The organism is Dyella tabacisoli (genome assembly GCF_003350925.1).
GTDB classification, from domain to species: domain Bacteria; phylum Pseudomonadota; class Gammaproteobacteria; order Xanthomonadales; family Rhodanobacteraceae; genus Dyella_C; species Dyella_C tabacisoli.
The window spans coordinates 1-16,441 of the sequence record NZ_KZ857175.1; the positions used below are offsets into that span (position 1 = coordinate 1).

At 62.2% G+C, this 16,441-nt stretch carries 14 protein-coding genes; 12 read left to right on the forward strand and 2 right to left on the reverse strand.

Annotated elements, in window-relative coordinates:
* Window positions 1-95 precede the first annotated feature (95 nt).
* Complete coding sequence (locus tag DVJ77_RS06935) at window positions 96-1,265, reverse strand: XylR family transcriptional regulator (RefSeq protein ID WP_114844776.1); 1,170 nt, start codon at window positions 1,263-1,265, stop codon at window positions 96-98.
* 179 nt (window positions 1,266-1,444) lie between these two features.
* Between DVJ77_RS06935 and xylA the strand changes: the two genes are divergently transcribed.
* From xylA to DVJ77_RS06995, 12 genes are all read left to right on the forward strand, one after another.
* Window positions 1,445-2,761, forward strand: a complete 1,317-nt coding sequence (gene xylA, locus DVJ77_RS06940) for a xylose isomerase (RefSeq protein ID WP_114844777.1) — start codon at window positions 1,445-1,447, stop codon at window positions 2,759-2,761.
* Window positions 2,722-4,272, forward strand: a complete 1,551-nt coding sequence (gene xylB, locus DVJ77_RS06945) for a xylulokinase (RefSeq protein WP_225427874.1) — start codon at window positions 2,722-2,724, stop codon at window positions 4,270-4,272. The genes xylA and xylB overlap by 40 nt, the downstream gene beginning before the upstream one ends.
* Window positions 4,273-4,284: 12 nt before the next feature.
* Entirely contained in the window at window positions 4,285-5,301 is a 1,017-nt protein-coding gene (gene xylF, locus DVJ77_RS06950) for a D-xylose ABC transporter substrate-binding protein (protein ID WP_114844779.1), read from the forward strand.
* A gap of 1 nt (window position 5,302) precedes the next feature.
* Window positions 5,303-6,865 carry a D-xylose ABC transporter ATP-binding protein gene (gene xylG / locus DVJ77_RS06955; protein ID WP_191983673.1) on the forward strand — a complete coding sequence of 521 codons (1,563 nt, stop codon included), beginning with the start codon at window positions 5,303-5,305 and terminating at the stop codon, window positions 6,863-6,865.
* A 44-nt stretch (window positions 6,866-6,909) separates the two neighbouring features.
* A complete protein-coding gene (locus DVJ77_RS06960) occupies window positions 6,910-8,052 on the forward strand; it encodes a sugar ABC transporter permease (RefSeq protein ID WP_114844780.1) in 1,143 nt (380 codons plus the stop codon).
* Between the two features lie 186 nt (window positions 8,053-8,238).
* Window positions 8,239-8,958: a FadR/GntR family transcriptional regulator gene (locus DVJ77_RS06965; RefSeq protein ID WP_114844781.1), complete on the forward strand. Its 720-nt coding sequence runs from the start codon at window positions 8,239-8,241 to the stop codon at window positions 8,956-8,958.
* Window positions 8,955-9,896 carry a 2-dehydro-3-deoxygalactonokinase gene (locus tag DVJ77_RS06970; protein ID WP_114844782.1) on the forward strand — a complete coding sequence of 314 codons (942 nt, stop codon included), beginning with the start codon at window positions 8,955-8,957 and terminating at the stop codon, window positions 9,894-9,896. Before DVJ77_RS06965 ends, DVJ77_RS06970 begins: the two co-directional genes overlap by 4 nt.
* On the forward strand, window positions 9,893-10,531 hold the full coding sequence (locus tag DVJ77_RS06975) for a 2-dehydro-3-deoxy-6-phosphogalactonate aldolase (RefSeq protein ID WP_114844783.1): 639 nt from the start codon (window positions 9,893-9,895) through the stop codon (window positions 10,529-10,531). Before DVJ77_RS06970 ends, DVJ77_RS06975 begins: the two co-directional genes overlap by 4 nt.
* Complete coding sequence (gene dgoD, locus DVJ77_RS06980) at window positions 10,528-11,676, forward strand: galactonate dehydratase (protein ID WP_114844784.1); 1,149 nt, start codon at window positions 10,528-10,530, stop codon at window positions 11,674-11,676. Before DVJ77_RS06975 ends, dgoD begins: the two co-directional genes overlap by 4 nt.
* A gap of 2 nt (window positions 11,677-11,678) precedes the next feature.
* Window positions 11,679-12,452 (forward strand): SDR family NAD(P)-dependent oxidoreductase, encoded by a 774-nt coding sequence (locus tag DVJ77_RS06985; protein WP_225427875.1) that lies wholly within the window; start codon window positions 11,679-11,681, stop codon window positions 12,450-12,452.
* The gene (locus DVJ77_RS06990) at window positions 12,449-13,345 is read left to right on the forward strand and encodes an SMP-30/gluconolactonase/LRE family protein (protein ID WP_114844786.1); all 897 of its coding nucleotides are present in this window, start codon (window positions 12,449-12,451) and stop codon (window positions 13,343-13,345) included. The genes DVJ77_RS06985 and DVJ77_RS06990 overlap by 4 nt, the downstream gene beginning before the upstream one ends.
* Before the next feature lie 53 nt (window positions 13,346-13,398).
* The gene (locus tag DVJ77_RS06995) at window positions 13,399-14,868 is read left to right on the forward strand and encodes a sugar porter family MFS transporter (RefSeq protein ID WP_114844787.1); all 1,470 of its coding nucleotides are present in this window, start codon (window positions 13,399-13,401) and stop codon (window positions 14,866-14,868) included.
* Between the two features lie 92 nt (window positions 14,869-14,960).
* Here DVJ77_RS06995 and DVJ77_RS07000 read toward each other — a convergent pair whose 3' ends face one another.
* The gene (locus DVJ77_RS07000) at window positions 14,961-16,352 is read right to left on the reverse strand and encodes a S41 family peptidase (RefSeq protein ID WP_225427876.1); all 1,392 of its coding nucleotides are present in this window, start codon (window positions 16,350-16,352) and stop codon (window positions 14,961-14,963) included.
* Window positions 16,353-16,441: the final 89 nt, after the last annotated feature.

Consider the following 16,441-nt stretch of genomic DNA (forward strand, 5'->3'; position numbering starts at 1 on the left):
TTGAGCAAGCAAAGAAAAGTGACTCGACCACCGGCAGGTGGCCGAAAGCCCGCCGCAGGCGAACAACCTAGCGATACCACCACCCAATAAAACCATCACCCCACCCGCGCAGACTCAATAAACTGCCTCGGCGTACAGTCATACTCACGCCGAAAAACCGCATACATATACTGCAGCGAAGTAAACCCGCACCGCACCGCCACATCCGCCAGCGGAATACTTGGATCAACCAACATCCCCCTGGCCATTTCCAGTTTGTGATCCAGGATGGTCTGGTGCACGGTCTGCCGCAGCTCGCGCTTGAAATGCTCTTCGAGCAGGGTGCGCGAGATACCGACATAGTCAGCCACCTGCTCGGTCTTGATACCGAGGCAGGCGTACTGGCGGATGTAATGGCGCGCACGCATGACGTGCGGACTCTTGCTCGGTTGGTGCTGGCTCGATGCCTGCACATTGATGCCTACCGGTGGCACCAACACGCGGGTGGTCGAGCAATCACCGCCGTGCAGCATCTGGTGCAGGATCTGCGCGGCGGTGCGGCCCATTTCCTCGGCGCCTTGAATTACCGAGGTCAGCGAGATGCGGCTGAGCAGTTGCGCCATCGGATCGTTGTCGATGCCGACGACGGCGATCTGTCCGGGTACCGGCATGTCGGCGACTACACAGGCTTGCAGTAGCTGACGCGCGCGAGCGTCGGTCACCGCGACGATGCCGATCGGTTTGGGTAGCGAACGCACCCACTCCACCATGTCTTCCTGCGCGCGGCCCCAGCCGCCTGCGCTGGTCGGCGAGCCGCGATAAATCGTGCCCTCCATGCCGTCGGCGGCGATCATCTGGGCAAACGCCGATTCACGTTCCTGCGCCCAACGATTGCCCGGTACCGGCGGCAGGCCGTAAAAGGCGAAGCGCTGCAGCCCTTGCTCGATCAAATGGTCGTAGGCCATCCGCACCAACATGACATTGTCGGTGGCGACATAAGGCATGTTGACCGGGTATTGGCGTTCATCGGCATAGGAGCCGCCGACGGCAACGGTCGGCATCGATAGCGAAGTCAGCGTTTCGGCCACGACCGGGTCGTCGAAGTCGGCAATGATGCCGTCGCCGCGCCAGCGATGAATGCCCAGTGTGCGGGAGCGGAAATCCTCTTCCATGAAGAGATCCCATTCCACGCGGGTCGACTTCAGGTAATGGCCGATACCGGCGATGACTTGCCGGTCGTAGACCTTGTTCGCGTTGAACAGCAGGGCGATGCGATGAGGCGACATAGGAGATGAGCCACGTACGTTACCGGGCAGACCGCTTCCGGGTGATGCACGCTAACAGCTCTGTCATAGGCGCACATGACGCGCCGCGGCAGCAAAAAAGGTTGAGTGGCTGGGGGATTTCGCAATTGCGCCGACAGGGAGCCGCTAGTCAGCATCTCGGGGGTAAACAAGGACCCGCGATGACTTACTTCCACCACATTTCCCCGATTCGTTTCGAAGGCGCAGATTCGCAAACACCGCTGGCTTTTCGCCACTACGACGCAAAGCGTGTCGTGCTGGGCAAGAGCATGGCCGAGCATCTGCGTCTGGCGGCGTGCTACTGGCACAGCTTCGTTTGGCCGGGTGCGGACATGTTCGGCGCCGGCACCTTCGAGCGGCCGTGGCAGCAGTCGGGCGATCCGATGGCGCAGGCGCGGGCCAAGGCCGATGCCGCCTTCGATTTTTTTGTGCGATTGGGCGTGCCGTTTTATACCTTTCACGACACCGATGTCGCGCCGGAAGGGGCGAACCTCGCCGAGTATTCCAGTCATGTCGGCGCGATGGTGGATGTGCTCGAAGCCAAGCAGGCCGAGACCGGTATGAAATTGTTGTGGGGTACGGCGAACCTGTTCAGTCATCCGCGCTACGCGGCGGGCGCGGCCAGCAGTCCGCAGCCGGAGGTGTTTGCCTATGCGGCGGCGCAGGTGCGCCAGGCGATGAATGCCACCAAGCGCCTGGGCGGCGCCAATTATGTGCTGTGGGGCGGTCGCGAGGGCTACGACACTTTGCTTAATACCGATCTGCGGCGCGAACGCACACAGCTAGGCCGTTTCTTCCAGATGGTGGTGGAGCACAAACATCGCATCGGCTTCGCCGGCACGCTGCTGATCGAGCCCAAGCCGCAGGAGCCGACCAAGCATCAATACGATTACGACAGCGCCACGGTCTACGGTTTTCTTAAAGATTTCGGCCTGGAGAACGAGGTCAAGGTGAACCTCGAAGCCAACCACGCCACCTTGGCCGGGCACTCCTTTCAGCATGAGGTGGCCACGGCGATTTCACTGGGCATCTTCGGTAGCATCGATGCCAACCGCGGCGACCCGCAAAACGGTTGGGATACCGACCAGTTTCCGAACAGTGTCGAAGAACTCACCCTGGTCATGTACGACATCTTGAAAGCCGGCGGCTTCACTACCGGTGGTTTCAATTTCGATACCAAGGTGCGTCGGCAAAGCAACACGGCCGCCGATTTGTTTCATGGTCATATCGGCGCCATTGATGCGCTCGCCCTCGCGCTGGATCGCGCCGCCGAGATGATTAAGCACGACGCCCTGGCCGCCTTCAAAGCCGATCGCTACATCGGTTGGGAGGCCGACTTCGGCCGCCGTATTCTCGGCGGTGAATACACGCTGGACACGCTGGCCGACGAAGCCATCCGCGGCGATCTGCGTCCCAACCATGTCTCGGGCCAGCAGGAATGGCTGGAAAACCTGGTCAATCGTTATATCTACCGCTGAGAGCCGCGATGTTTCTCGGTGTCGATCTAGGTACCTCAGGTGTCAAAGCCGTCTTGATGGATGCCGCCGGCAGCGTGCGCGCGGTTGCTTCGCACGCCTTGCAGGTGGCGCACCCGTTGCCGCGCTGGTCCGAGCAGGATCCCGCGGATTGGTGGACGGCGGCCGAACAAGCTATCGAAACCTTGCTCACCACCGCTGCGCGTGAGGGCATCGCCGCGCGACAGATCCGGGCGATCGGGCTGAGCGGGCAGATGCACGGCGCCACGTTGCTTGATCGTCGGGGCCAGGTGTTGCGTCCGGCCATACTGTGGAACGACGGTCGCAGTGACGAGCAGTGCCTGGAGCTGGAACACACGCCCGGCTTTCGGCAGATCACCGGCAACCTCGCCATGCCCGGTTTCACGGCGCCGAAGCTGGCATGGGTCCGTCGCCATGAGCCGGCCCTGTTCGAGCGCATCGACAAGGTGCTGCTGCCCAAGGACTACCTGCGACTGAAGCTCACCGGCGAGTACGCCACTGACGCCTCCGATGCCGCCGGTACGTTGTGGCTGGATGTCGGCAAGCGTGCGTGGAGCGCAGCGATGCTCGATGCCACCGGCTTGCTGCCAAAGCACATGCCGCAGGTATACGAAGGCAATGCGGTCACCGGTTATTTGTTGCCGGAGTTGGCCATGCGTTGGGGCATGGGGCGCGTTCCCGTGGCTGCCGGCGGCGGCGACAATGCGGCCGGCGCGATCGGCGTCGGCATCGTCAAGCACGGTCAGGCCATGCTTTCGCTGGGCACATCGGGGGTGTACTTCGCTGTCTCCGACGGTTTTCTCGCCCTGCCCGAACAGGCCGTGCACAGCTTCTGCCATGCCTTGCCCGATACCTGGCATGTCATGTCGGTGATGCTGAATGCGGCGAGTTGCCTGGATTTCACCGCGCGTCTTACCGGCCTGCCCGATGTGGCCAGCTTGCTGGCCGAAGCCGAAAGCGTCGGCATGCAGCCGGATGGTCCGTGTTTTCTGCCGTATCTGACCGGCGAACGTACGCCGCACAATGACGTCCACGCACGCGGTGCCTTTGTCGGCTTGCATGCGGGCAGCAGCCGCGCCGATCTTGCCAATGCCACCCTGGAAGGGGTGGGCCTGGGCTTGCTCGATGGTATGGAGGCGGTAGCGCGCACCGGCTTGGAGTCCGACGCCATCGAGGTGATTGGCGGCGGCTCGCGCAGTGCCTACTGGACCCAGATGCTTGCCGATATCCTCGGCCGGCCGCTGACCTTGCGCGCCGGTGGCGAGGTCGGCCCCGCCCTTGGCGCGGCACGGCTGGCCCATCTGGCGATCGAGCCCGGCGCCACCTTGGATCAGGTGTGTCCGCGCCCGGCGGTTATTGCAGTGCGTGAACCGCGGCAGGCACGCCACCTTTATTATCGGGAATCGCGCCAGCCGTTGTTCCGTCAACTTTACCGGCAACTGAAACCCGTATATTCGGCTGCTGCAGCGATAGCTGCCGTACGGTTTGATTAGAGGAATAGGGGAATGAAACCACACGTCACACGATCTTTGTTGCTGGCCGCTGCCATGCTGGCGACCACGGCCATGGCGCCCATGGCGCATGCCAGCAAAGACAAGCCGGTTATCGGATTCTCGATCGACGATCTGCGTGTCGAGCGCTGGTCGCGCGACCGCGACTACTTCGTGGCCGCCGCCGAAAAGCTTGGCGCGAAAGTGTATGTGCAGTCGGCCGACGCCAATGAGGAGCGCCAGGTCGCGCAGATCGAGAATCTGATTTCGCGCGGTGTCGACGTACTGGTCATCGTGCCGTTCAATTCGAAAGTGCTGACCAATGTCATCGCCGAAGCGCATCGCAATGGCATCAAGGTGTTGTCCTATGACCGTCTGATCCTGGGCGCCGACGTCGATGCCTACATCTCGTTCGACAATGAGAAAGTCGGCGAGCTGCAAGCCCAGGGCGTGCTCAATGCCGCACCCAAAGGCAACTATTTTCTACTCGGCGGCGCACCGACCGACAACAATGCCAAGATGTTGCGCGAAGGCCAGATGAAGGTACTGCAGCCGGTCATCGACAAGGGCGATGTGAAAATCGTCGGCCAGCAATGGACCCCCGAGTGGGACGCATCGAAGGCATTGCGCATCGTCGAAGACGCGCTGACCGCCAACAACAACAATATCCAGGGCATTGTCGCCTCCAACGACGGCATCGCCGGCGGCGCTATTCAGGCCCTCACCGCGCAGAAGCTGGCGGGCAAGGTTCCGGTGTCGGGTCAGGATGCCGATCTGGCCGGGGTCAAGCGGGTGATTGCCGGCACCCAGGCCATGACTGTCTATAAACCCATCAAGCTGCTGGCCACGCAAGCGGCCGAGTTGTCGGTCGATCTGGTCAAGGCCGTGCCGCCGAAGTACACCGGCAAGTTGAACAATGGTAAGAAAGACGTCGATACCGTACTGCTCAAGCCGACCATGCTGACCAGGCAGAATGTGGACAGCGTGATTCAGGATGGTTTCTACACACACGCTCAGCTTTACGGCAAATAAGATGACGGCTGTGCAGCACAGCGCGCCAGCCACTGGCGTGCCCTTGTTCGAAATGCGCGGCATCGTGAAGTCCTTCGGCGGCGTACGCGCGCTCGACGGCATCGACCTCAGTGTGCGGCCCGGTGAGTGCGTGGGCCTGTGCGGCGAAAACGGCGCAGGCAAGTCCACCTTGATGAAAGTGCTGTCCGGCGTTTATCCGCACGGCACCTGGCAGGGCGAGATCCTGTGGGAGGGCCAGCCCTTGCGCGCACATTCGGTGCGCGACAGCGAAAAGGCCGGCATCGTCATCATCCATCAGGAGCTGATGCTGATCCCCAAGCTGTCGGTGGCGGAGAACATTTTTCTCGGCAACGAGATCACCCGCCCCGGCGGGCGCATGGATTTCGACGCCATGTATCGCCGTGCCGACGAGCTTTTGCGCGAACTCAAGCTGACCGATGTGCACGTCGCCATGCCGGTGATGAATTACGGTGGTGGTCATCAGCAGTTGTTTGAAATTGCCAAGGCCTTGGCCAAGCGCGCGCGCCTGCTGATTCTGGATGAGCCGACCTCGTCGCTGACCAGCAACGAGATCGAGGTATTGCTGGGCATCGTGGAGCAACTCAAGCAACGCGGCGTGGCGTGCATTTACATCTCGCACAAGCTCGAAGAAGTGGCGCGCGTCTGCGACACCGTCACGGTGATTCGCGATGGCCGCCACATCGCGACCCAGCCGATGTCCACGCTCGATACCAACAGCATCATCGCGTTGATGGTCGGGCGCAAGATCGAGAGCCTGTTTCCGCGCGTGCCGCATGACATCGGCGGGGTGATCTTCGAGGCGCGCCACATCACCTGCCATGACATCGCCAACCCGCAGCGCAAGCGTGTCGATGATGTCTCGTTCAAGCTGCATCGCGGCGAGATTCTCGGCATCGCCGGCCTGGTCGGCGCCGGGCGCACCGAGCTGGTCTCGGCGATTTTCGGCGCGTATACAGGCAAGCATCACGGCGAACTTTTCCTCGCCGGCAAACCGCTGAAGATCCGTTCGCCGCAGGACGCGATCCGCGTCGGATTGGGCATGGTGCCGGAGGATCGCAAACGCCACGGCATCGTGCCGTTGCTGGGGGTGGGCGACAATATCACCTTGGCGACATTGCAGCATTACGCGCGCCTGGGCCAGATCGACAAGCACCGCGAAGTGCAGGCCGTGCAGGCGCAGATCGCACGCCTGCGCGTTAAAACGGCCAGCACCGCGCTGCCGATCGCCAGCCTTTCCGGCGGCAATCAGCAAAAAGCCGTATTCACCAAGATGCTGCTGGCGCGGCCGCAGGTGTTGATCCTGGACGAGCCCACGCGCGGCGTCGACGTAGGCGCCAAGGTCGATATCTACGAGCTTATTTTCGAGCTGGCCTCGCAAGGTGTCGCCATCATCATGGTGTCGTCCGATCTCAACGAAGTGCTTGGCGTAAGCGACCGCGTACTGGTCATCGGCGAAGGTCGCCTGCGCGGCGATTTCGTCAACGAAGGCCTTACCCAGGAGCGTGTGCTCGCCGCCGCCATCGACTCAAGCCAAGCCGCCTAGGCATCAGCCGCGCCGCAACTTGTGCGGCTCGACCAGGATCACGCATGCAGACCCAGTACATCCAGCAACTCTTTGTCCGCTACAAGATTCTCGCGCTGCTGCTGGCGGTTGCGGTGATCTGGATCTTCTTCAACAAGTTCACCGACGGCGCCTTCATGACGCCGCGCAATTTATCCAACTTGCTGCGGCAGATGGCTATCACCGGCATGCTCGCCTGCGGCATGGTGTTCGTGATTATCTCGGGTGAAATCGATTTGTCGGTGGGGTCATTGCTCGGCCTGCTGGGCGGCGTCGCCGCGGTGCTGACGGTCAATATGGGCTGGCATACCTGGCCGGCGATTGCCGCGGTGATGGCGCTTGGCATGGCGATCGGCCTGTTCAATGGCTTTCTCGTTACACGCCTGCGCATACCTTCGTTTATCGTCGGCCTGGGCGGCATGCTCGCCTTCCGGGGTGTCTTGCAGGGCATCACTCACAGCAAGACGATTGCCCCGGTGTCCGATGACCTGGTCTATCTGGGGCAGGGTTATGTGCCGGCCACGCTATCGACGCTGCTCGGTGTGCTTATCGTGGTGGCCGTGGCGGTATTGACGGTGTTGCGCCGGCGTCGGCGCAAGCAGTTGGCGATTCAGCTATTGCCGGCGTGGGCGGATGCATTGAAGGTCGTGGCTATCGCAGGGGTGATTGCCGGCTTTCTTGTCACGCTTAACGGCTACGGCGGCGTGCCGCTGCCGGTCATCATTCTTATCGGCCTGCTTGCCGTGTTCACTTATCTGGGTTCGCAGACCGTGATCGGCCGGCATATCTACGCGGTGGGCGGCAATCTTGAGGCGACCCGGCTCTCGGGCGTGAATGTCACCCGCGTGAAGTTGGTGGTGTTTGGGCTGATGGGCCTGATGTGCGCGTTCGCCGGTCTTATCAATACCGCGCGCCTGGCCGCCGGCTCGCCCTCGGCCGGCACCAACGGCGAGCTGGATGCGATTGCCGCGTGCTTTATCGGCGGCGCCTCGATGCGCGGCGGCTCGGGCACCGTGCACGGCGCCTTGATTGGCGCGCTGGTCATGGCCAGCCTGGATAACGGCATGTCGATGATGGACGTCGACAGCTACTGGCAGCTAATCGTCAAGGGCACGATTCTGGTGCTTGCGGTATGGGTGGACGTACTCTCCGGTACCCAGCGCGACTGACGGCCGCCGCACATAACGGCATCCCCCGAGAGCCTGTTCAAAATCGCCCGGCCTGGGCTGCGAAGAGATTGTGAAAAAGCTCTGATGGGCTTATGACGTTTCCCGGTTGCGTGACGAGACGGTAAGTATCATGCTAAAAGTCATTTGTACTACAAATGATCCGTCAATCGCCGGGGGTTCCATCGCGTGTCCAAGGGCCAGCCTGTCCGCAATCTGCACAAGCATGTCGTCGATGAGCTAGGCCAGCGCATCGTCGGTGGCCTGTTCGCCCCCGGCGCTTCGCTGCCGCGCGAGGAAGCGCTTGCCGAAAGCATGGTCGTCAGCCGCACGGCGCTGCGCGAGGCGATGAAAGTGCTTGGCGCCAAGGGCTTGATTGAAACGCGCCAGAAAACCGGGTCGCGCGTGCGCGACAAACAGCACTGGAACCAGCTCGACGCCGATGTACTGAATTGGCGCTGCGCGGCCATGCCAACCGACGACTTCATCGCCCAGTTGGTGGAGATGCGCGAGATCGTCGAGCCTGCGGCAGCGGCGTCCGCGGCGCGCAACCGGGATCGGTCGCAACTTGCACGGATCAACGCCGCCTACAAGGCGATGGCGGCGGCAGCCGACCTCGATGCCTGGGTCGCTGCCGATTTCGAATTTCACGAGGCGGTGTTGACGGCCACCAATAACGAGCTGTTGCAGTCGTTGTTCCATGTGATCGCCACGGCCTTGCAGACCTTTTTTCAACTGTCGGCGCGCAAGGCGAAAGACTTCAAGTACTCCCTGCCACTTCATTTCGAGGTGTCTGACGCTATCCGTCTGCGCCGCCCCGATGCGGCTCGCGAAGCCATGCGGCACATGGTCACTGATTCGGGAAGCCTGATGCAGGCCCGCAAAACGCGCCGGGTGACCGCCGCATGAGCGCGCTGATTGGATTGGATTGGGGCACCTCGAACCTGCGCGCGATGCTGATGGACGGCAGCGGCAAGGTACTCGAAAGCCGCAGCCGGCCTTGGGGCATCCGACAGCTTCCCGATGGCGGCTACGCCGGTGCATTGGCGGCGATCACGGCGGGTTGGCCGGATCTGCCACGCTTGGCCGCAGGCATGGTCGGCAGTCGCAATGGTTGGCGCGAAGTGCCCTATCTCAACTTGCCGGCCACAGTCGGCGATGTGGCCTTGGCGCTACATCGAGGTATCGATGGAGCAAGCCTGGCTATCGTTCCGGGCCTGCGCAATCCACGCGGACCGGACGTCATGCGCGGCGAAGAGACCCAGGTGATCGGCCTGATCGCCACGCATCAGGCGTTGACCGCCACCGTGGTCTTGCCCGGCACGCACAGCAAATGGGTGTCGGTTCGCGACGGCAACATGGTGGACTTCCGCACGATGATGACCGGCGAGTTGTATGGCTTGCTGCGTCAATATTCGATTCTCGGCGCAGGCATCGCCACCGATACCACCGCGTTCGATCAACCGGCTTTCGTGGATGGCGTACGCAGTGCACGTGACAGCGGCGCTGCGGGTGCGCTCAGCCGTCTCTTTGCGACGCGCGCGCGCATGCTCGATGGCGCGCTGGCGCCGGCATCAGTGCCTGATTACTTATCCGGCCTGCTGATCGGCGAGGAGTTTCGCGCGATGCGAGCCGCCGAGCTGCTGACGACCGATGCGCCGATATGGCTGATCGGCGATGAGGCGCTTTGTGCACGCTATCGCCTCGCGGCGAGTGAATTCTCCATCATCGCCGCACCGGCGATTCATGACACCGCCGCCGCCGGCCTTTGGCATCTGGCCAATGCAGCCGGCTTGCTCGGTTCCCCTCTTCTCAATGCCTTTTCTGTTTCTGGAGTCCGCCCATGACCGCGTCCTGGCTCGAACCGCTGCCGCTGGTAGCTATCTTGCGTGGGCTCGCCCCCGATGAAGCGATAGCGGTGGGTGAAGCCATTGTCGATGCCGGTTTTCACGTGCTCGAAGTGCCGATGAATTCGCCACAGGCGTTGGAGAGCATCGCGCGTCTGGCCGAGGCTTTCGGCCATCGTTGCCTGATTGGCGCCGGTACCGTGTTGACCACCTCGATGGTCGATGACGTGGATCAGGCAGGCGGACGCTTGATCGTGATGCCGCATGCCGATACCCAGGTGATTGCCGAAGCCAAGCGTGCGGGCTTGCTCTGCCTGCCCGGTGTTTCGACCCCCACCGAAGCCTTCGCCGCACTGCATGCGGGAGCGGATGCGCTGAAGATTTTTCCGGCCGAGTTGATTACCCCCGCCGTCGTCAAAGCCTGGCGCGCGGTGTTGCCGGCAGACCTCGCCTTGCTGCCGGTAGGCGGCATCACGCCCGAGAGCATGGGTGCTTATCTCGACGCCGGTGCGAGTGGCTTTGGTCTGGGCTCGGCGCTATACGCCCCCGGCCGCAGCATCGCCGATATCTCGGCTCGCGCGACGTCGTTTGTTGCGCACTGGCATGAACACGCACGTCATGGAACGACGGTATGAAGATCACCAGCGTCAAGACTTTCCTGGTGCCGCCGCGTTGGCTTTTTGTTCGCATCGAAACCGATGCGGGCATCGTCGGCTGGGGTGAGCCGGTGGTCGAAGGCCGCGCGCACACGGTTGCGGCAGCGGTCGACGAATTGTCCGATTATCTGGTCGGCAAAGACCCCGGACCTATCGAAGATCTCTGGAGTGTGATGTACCGCGGCGGCTTTTATCGCGGCGGCCCGATCTTGATGAGCGCGATCGCCGGCATCGACCAGGCGCTGTGGGACATCAAGGGCAAACATCTGGGCGTGCCTGTTCACGTGCTGCTCGGCGGCCCGGTGCGCGAACGCATTCGGGTTTATTCATGGATCGGCGGCGACCGTCCGGCCGATACCGCGCGCGCCGCGCAAGAGGCGGTGGCGCGCGGCTTTACCGCGGTCAAGATGAACGGCACCGAGGAAATGCACTTCGTCGATACCTACGACAAGGTCGAGCGCGTGCTTGAAAACGTGCAGGCCGTGCGCGATGCCGTTGGTCCGCATATCGGACTCGGGGTCGATTTTCACGGACGCGTACACAAGCCGATGGCCAAGGTGCTGATGCGCGAACTGGCGCCATACCAATTGATGTTTATCGAAGAGCCGGTGCTGTCCGAGCATCTGGAGGCCATCCCCGAACTTGCGGCGATGGCCTCTGCACCGATCGCACTCGGCGAGCGTCTGTATTCCCGCTACGACTTCAAGCGCGTATTGCAGATGGGTGGCGTGGACATCATCCAGCCCGATCCTTCCCATGCCGGCGGCATCACCGAAACACGCAAGATCGCGGCCATGGCCGAGGCCTACGACGTGGCGCTGGCCTTGCATTGTCCGCTGGGGCCGATTGCCTTGGCGGCGAATCTGCAGCTCGATGCCGTATGCCACAACGCCTTTATCCAGGAACAAAGCCTGGGCATTCACTACAACGCGGCCAATGATCTGCTCGACTATGTCGCCGATCGCAGCGTGTTCGCCTACGAGCAAGGCTACGTGACGATTCCCGGCGGCCCCGGCCTCGGCATCGAGGTCAATGAAGCCTATGTGATCGAGCGCGCCGCGGTGGGGCATCGCTGGCGCAATCCGCTCTGGCGCCATGCCGACGGCAGCGTGGCCGAATGGTGAGCATGCCGATGACGCCGACCTTTGCCCATTACCCAAGCCTCGCCGGCCGCAGTGTGCTGATTACCGGAGGCGCCAGTGGGATCGGCGCTTCATTCGTCGAGCACTTCGCGCGTCAAGGCGCGCGCGTGGGCTTTGTGGACCTGGACGACGCGGCCGCCGTCGAGCTGCTGACCCAGCTAACCGATGTGCCGTACGCGCCGGTGTATCGGCATTGCGACATCACCAGTCTCGACGCCTTGCAGATCGCCATCGAGGCGCTGCGTGAAGCGAATGGCCCGTTTTCGGTACTCATCAACAGTGCGGCCAACGATGTGCGTCACGCACTGAGTGACGTCGACGCGCTGGCCTTCGAACGCAGTGTGGCGGTGAATCTTCGCCATCAGGTCTTTGCGACCAAGGCGGTGATTCCCGATATGCAGCAACTCGGCGGCGGCTCGATCATCTGCTTGGGCTCGACCGGCTGGATTCAGAAGAATGCCGGTTACCCGCTCTACGCGATGGCCAAGGCGGCCGTGCATGGCTTCGTCAACGGCATGGCGCGCGAGCTTGGCGCGCATCACATCCGCATCAACTGCCTGGTGCCCGGCTGGGTCATCACCGAGAAGCAACGCAAACTTTGGCTCGACGCGGAAGGCGAGGCGGCGATCAAGCGCATGCAGTGCATGCCGGGACATCTCGACGCGGCCGATCTGGCACGCGCCGCGCTGTTCCTGGCCGCCGATGACAGCCGCATGTGCACGGGCCAGGACTTCATCGTGGACGGTGGCTGGGTATGACCGCAGCGATCCGGGTGGCTCATGCAGGGCCGCACACGCTCGGCGAGGGGGTGCTGTGGGACGACCGCACGCAGTGTGTGTTCTGGACTGACATTGCCGGCTCCCGGCTGTGGCGGCTGCACCCGGCCGATGGCAGCGTGACCCATTGGGATATGCCTGAGCGGCTGGCGTCGTTCGCCTTGTGCGAGACGGACGGATGGCTGTTGCTGGCACTGGCGTCGCAGTTGGCGTTTTTCCATCTTCAAGACCAGCGATTGCAGCCGCTGCATGCGATCGAGCCGGGCTTGCCAACCCGCGCCAACGACGGCGCCTGCGATCGCCAGGGGCGTTTCGTCTTCGGCACTTTGCACGAGCCGGTCCATGGTCCGAAGCGGCCGATTGGCGGTTTATATCGGCTGCATCACGATTTATCGCTGGAACCATTGCCGCTGCCGGGCATGGCCATCAGCAATAGCATCGCGTTCAGCCCGGCCGGCGACCGCATGTATTTCTGCGATTCGCCCACGCGCCAGATCCTTTGCTGCGATTACGGCAACTTGCTTGGCGCGCCGCGGGTGTTCGTCGATCTTGGCGATATCGAAGGCGAGCCCGACGGCTCCACGGTCGATGCGCAAGGTGCGCTATGGAATGCGCAATGGGGCATGCATCGAGTGGTGCGCTATCTCCCCGACGGTCGCGAAAACCGCATCGTTGCGATGCCTGCGCGCCAACCCACACGGCCGGCCTTGGGCGGCACGAATTTGCAAACGCTTTACGTCACCAGTGCATGTGACGGCCTTACCGAGTCCCAGCTTGCGGATGATCCGCTGGCTGGGGCGCTGTTCGCTTTCGATGTCGAGGTTACCGGGTTGCGCGAGCCGCGCTTTGCCGGCGTACCGACCCATGATGGATAGCCGATTGGACGCAGTGCTGTCGATCCGTCTCCCGTGACCGCAGGAATCCACCCATGAATACTGTTGCTCCGGCTCCCGCCGCATCATCTGCCCTACCCGCACCGGCCTCTCGAACCACCGCCATCTTTACCTGCATTCTCGCCGCGCTCGCGGGCCTGATGTTCGGCCTCGACATCGGCGTGATTTCGGGGGCGAGCCAGTTCATCCAGAAAGACTTCCAGGTCTCCGATCATATGATCGAGTGGATCGTCAGCAGCATGATGCTTGGCGCCGCCATCGGCGCCTTGGCCGCGAGCTGGATGTCGGCCGCGCTCGGTCGCAAGCGTTCGCTGATTCTCGGTGCCGTTCTGTTTGTCGCCGGCTCGGTGCTGTGCGGTGCGGCGTGGTCGCCGGAGGCATTGATCGCCGCGCGTTTCGTATTGGGCCTGGCTATCGGCATCGCCACCTTTACCGCGCCGCTATATCTGGCCGAGGTGGCGCCAGAGCATATTCGCGGTGCGATGATTTCGCTGTATCAGCTAATGATTACCATCGGCATTCTGGTGGCGTTCCTGTCCGATACCGCTTTCAGCTACAGCGGCAACTGGCGCTGGATGCTCGGCGTGATCGCCATTCCCGGCGCGCTGTTTCTTATCGGCGTGTTCTTTCTGCCCGATAGCCCGCGCTGGTTGATGATGCGCGGCCGCACCAGCGAGGCGGTATCTGTGCTTACGCGTTTGCGCGGCGACGAGGCCGTGGTGCATCGAGAGATTGCCGATATTGCCGAACAGCTCAAGACACCGCAGCTTGGCTGGCACCTGTTTCTTGAGAACTCGAACTTCCGTCGCTCGGTGGGCCTGGGTGTATTGCTGCAGTTGATGCAGCAGTTCACCGGCATGAACGTGGTGATGTACTACGCGCCGCGCATCTTCGAGAACATGGGCTACGACACGCATGCGCAGATGTGGTTTACCGCCATCGTCGGGCTTACCAATGTACTGGCCACCTTTATCGCCATCGGCCTGGTCGATCGGCTGGGCCGCAAGCCGATTCTCTACGTCGGCTTTGTGGTGATGGCGCTTGGCCTGGGCATCGTGGGCACGATGATGCACACCGGCATCAGCGGTCACACCCAGCAGATGTTCACCGTAGCGATGCTGTTGCTGTTTATCGTCGGCTTCGCGATGTCTGCCGGCCCGTTGGTATGGACGCTGTGCTCGGAAGTGCAGCCGTTGAAGGGGCGCGACTTCGGCATCGGATGCTCCACGGTGACCAACTGGGTCGCCAACATGATCGTGGGCGCCACCTTTCTCACCCTGCTCAACGGCATCGGCAATGCCGCCACGTTCTGGCTTTACGCAGCGCTGAACCTGGTGTTTATCGGCTTTACCTTCTGGCTGGTGCCGGAGACCCGTGGCATCACCCTGGAGAAGATCGAGCAAAGGCTGATGCAAGGGCGTCGCCTGCGCGATATCGGACGCAGCTCGAAAGACGGTGAAGATGCCTTGGCTACGGCCGACGGCGCCATCGTGGAAGCGGGCTGACCGACCACGTCACCCATCACTGCTATGGCAGTGATGGGGGGCGATGCTCTCGGCGATCGTGACGAAAACAGGTATGGGTCGAACCGCGAAGTTCATTGCGCGGGCGGCAACTGATCCAGCTTGTCGATTGCGATAAAAATATCGCGGCCAAAGCGCTGCTCGTCAGGGGCGGTCGACGCGGGAAACTTGGTGACGATATCGGGCGGCACGCCGTTGACTTCGAAGACGGTGCCGCGCGGGTTCATGTAGATCTCGTTGGACAGGGACAGCGTCCATCCATTGGGAAGTATCTTTTCCAGGCGGTCGGACAACACACCACGTGTGGGCTGCCCGATCTGTATCGTCGATGGCAATGCGCGCAGTGCCATGGTGGCTGTCTCGGCGGCACTGACGGTGAAGTCACTGGTCAGTACCGCAATGGGTACGGGCAATGTCCGTCCTGAATTGGGCTGCACCTTCATATAGAACGCTGGATGCGTCTGGTTTTTTTCGTAGGCGCGTTTGCTCCAGGCAGGTCGCGGCACCTTGGTGAAATGTCCGGCAATCGCCAGTGCGATGGCGTCTTCGCCGCCACCGTTGTAGCGCAGATCGACAACGATACCCTTGACGCCGGCGAGTGCGCCGACCACTTCGTCCAGCGCGGCATTGGCCGACTGAACTCTGGTGTCGAGCGGGATAGCCTCGTTTTCCCCTTTGCCGAACCGATCCATGCTGAAGATCGCGACGTAGCCATATGACGCGTCGGCTTGCCTCGATGCGTCTTTAGGTTTTAGACGGCCATACCACACCACGCCGTTGCCGGTGCCCTTGGCGGGATTTGCCAGCGGCGAGCCAGGCCCCTTGAGATAGGCGACCAGGGCCGGTTGCAAATAATGGTCATCCAGCAGCACCGGGCCATGGGGCCCCACCTGCGTGGCGACGGGGAATTTTTTGACGTGCGCGATGCGCTTGCCGTCGGACAGGCGCACGTGGGTATCGGCCAGGAGGGCAAGCATGTCCGCAAAAATCGGAAACGGATCGCCGTCCTTGGGCAGCGCGGCGACTCTGGGGCGATACTTTTCCCGCACCGCGTCCCAATTCACGCCGTGAGCAGCGAAAAACGCGTAATGCGTATCGAAGGTCTGCCATAGGTAGTCGAAGTTTCTCAGCGGGTCGCGGTCGGGTTTCTGCGATGCGTTGGCACAGGCAGGCGGAAGCTGAGAAAGCGGCTCCACCGTCATGCCGGAAACCATCAAATGCCAGGGTGAGCCTGCGTCCGGCGAGTTGCGGGCCCAGTCGCCATAGCCGCCGCTGAATTGAGCCGGCGTCATGCGTGACTGTGGCAGGCATTGCGCGCCGAGCACGTCATAAAGCGTTATGCGTCCGGGCTCGACCTGAAAAACCGAACCGTAACCTTGCGTTCGCCAGACCCCTGCCGGCAACGTCTGCTTTGATGTGGCGGCGAAACTGCCAGTGCAGGCAAAGAGCAGCAGCCATGTAAGCAATTTTGCTATCTGACATTGCAACGACATCATCGCGACCGCCTCGCCAAGACATGTTTTTCGAGGCTACGCTCAATCATGCAAGGCCTCAA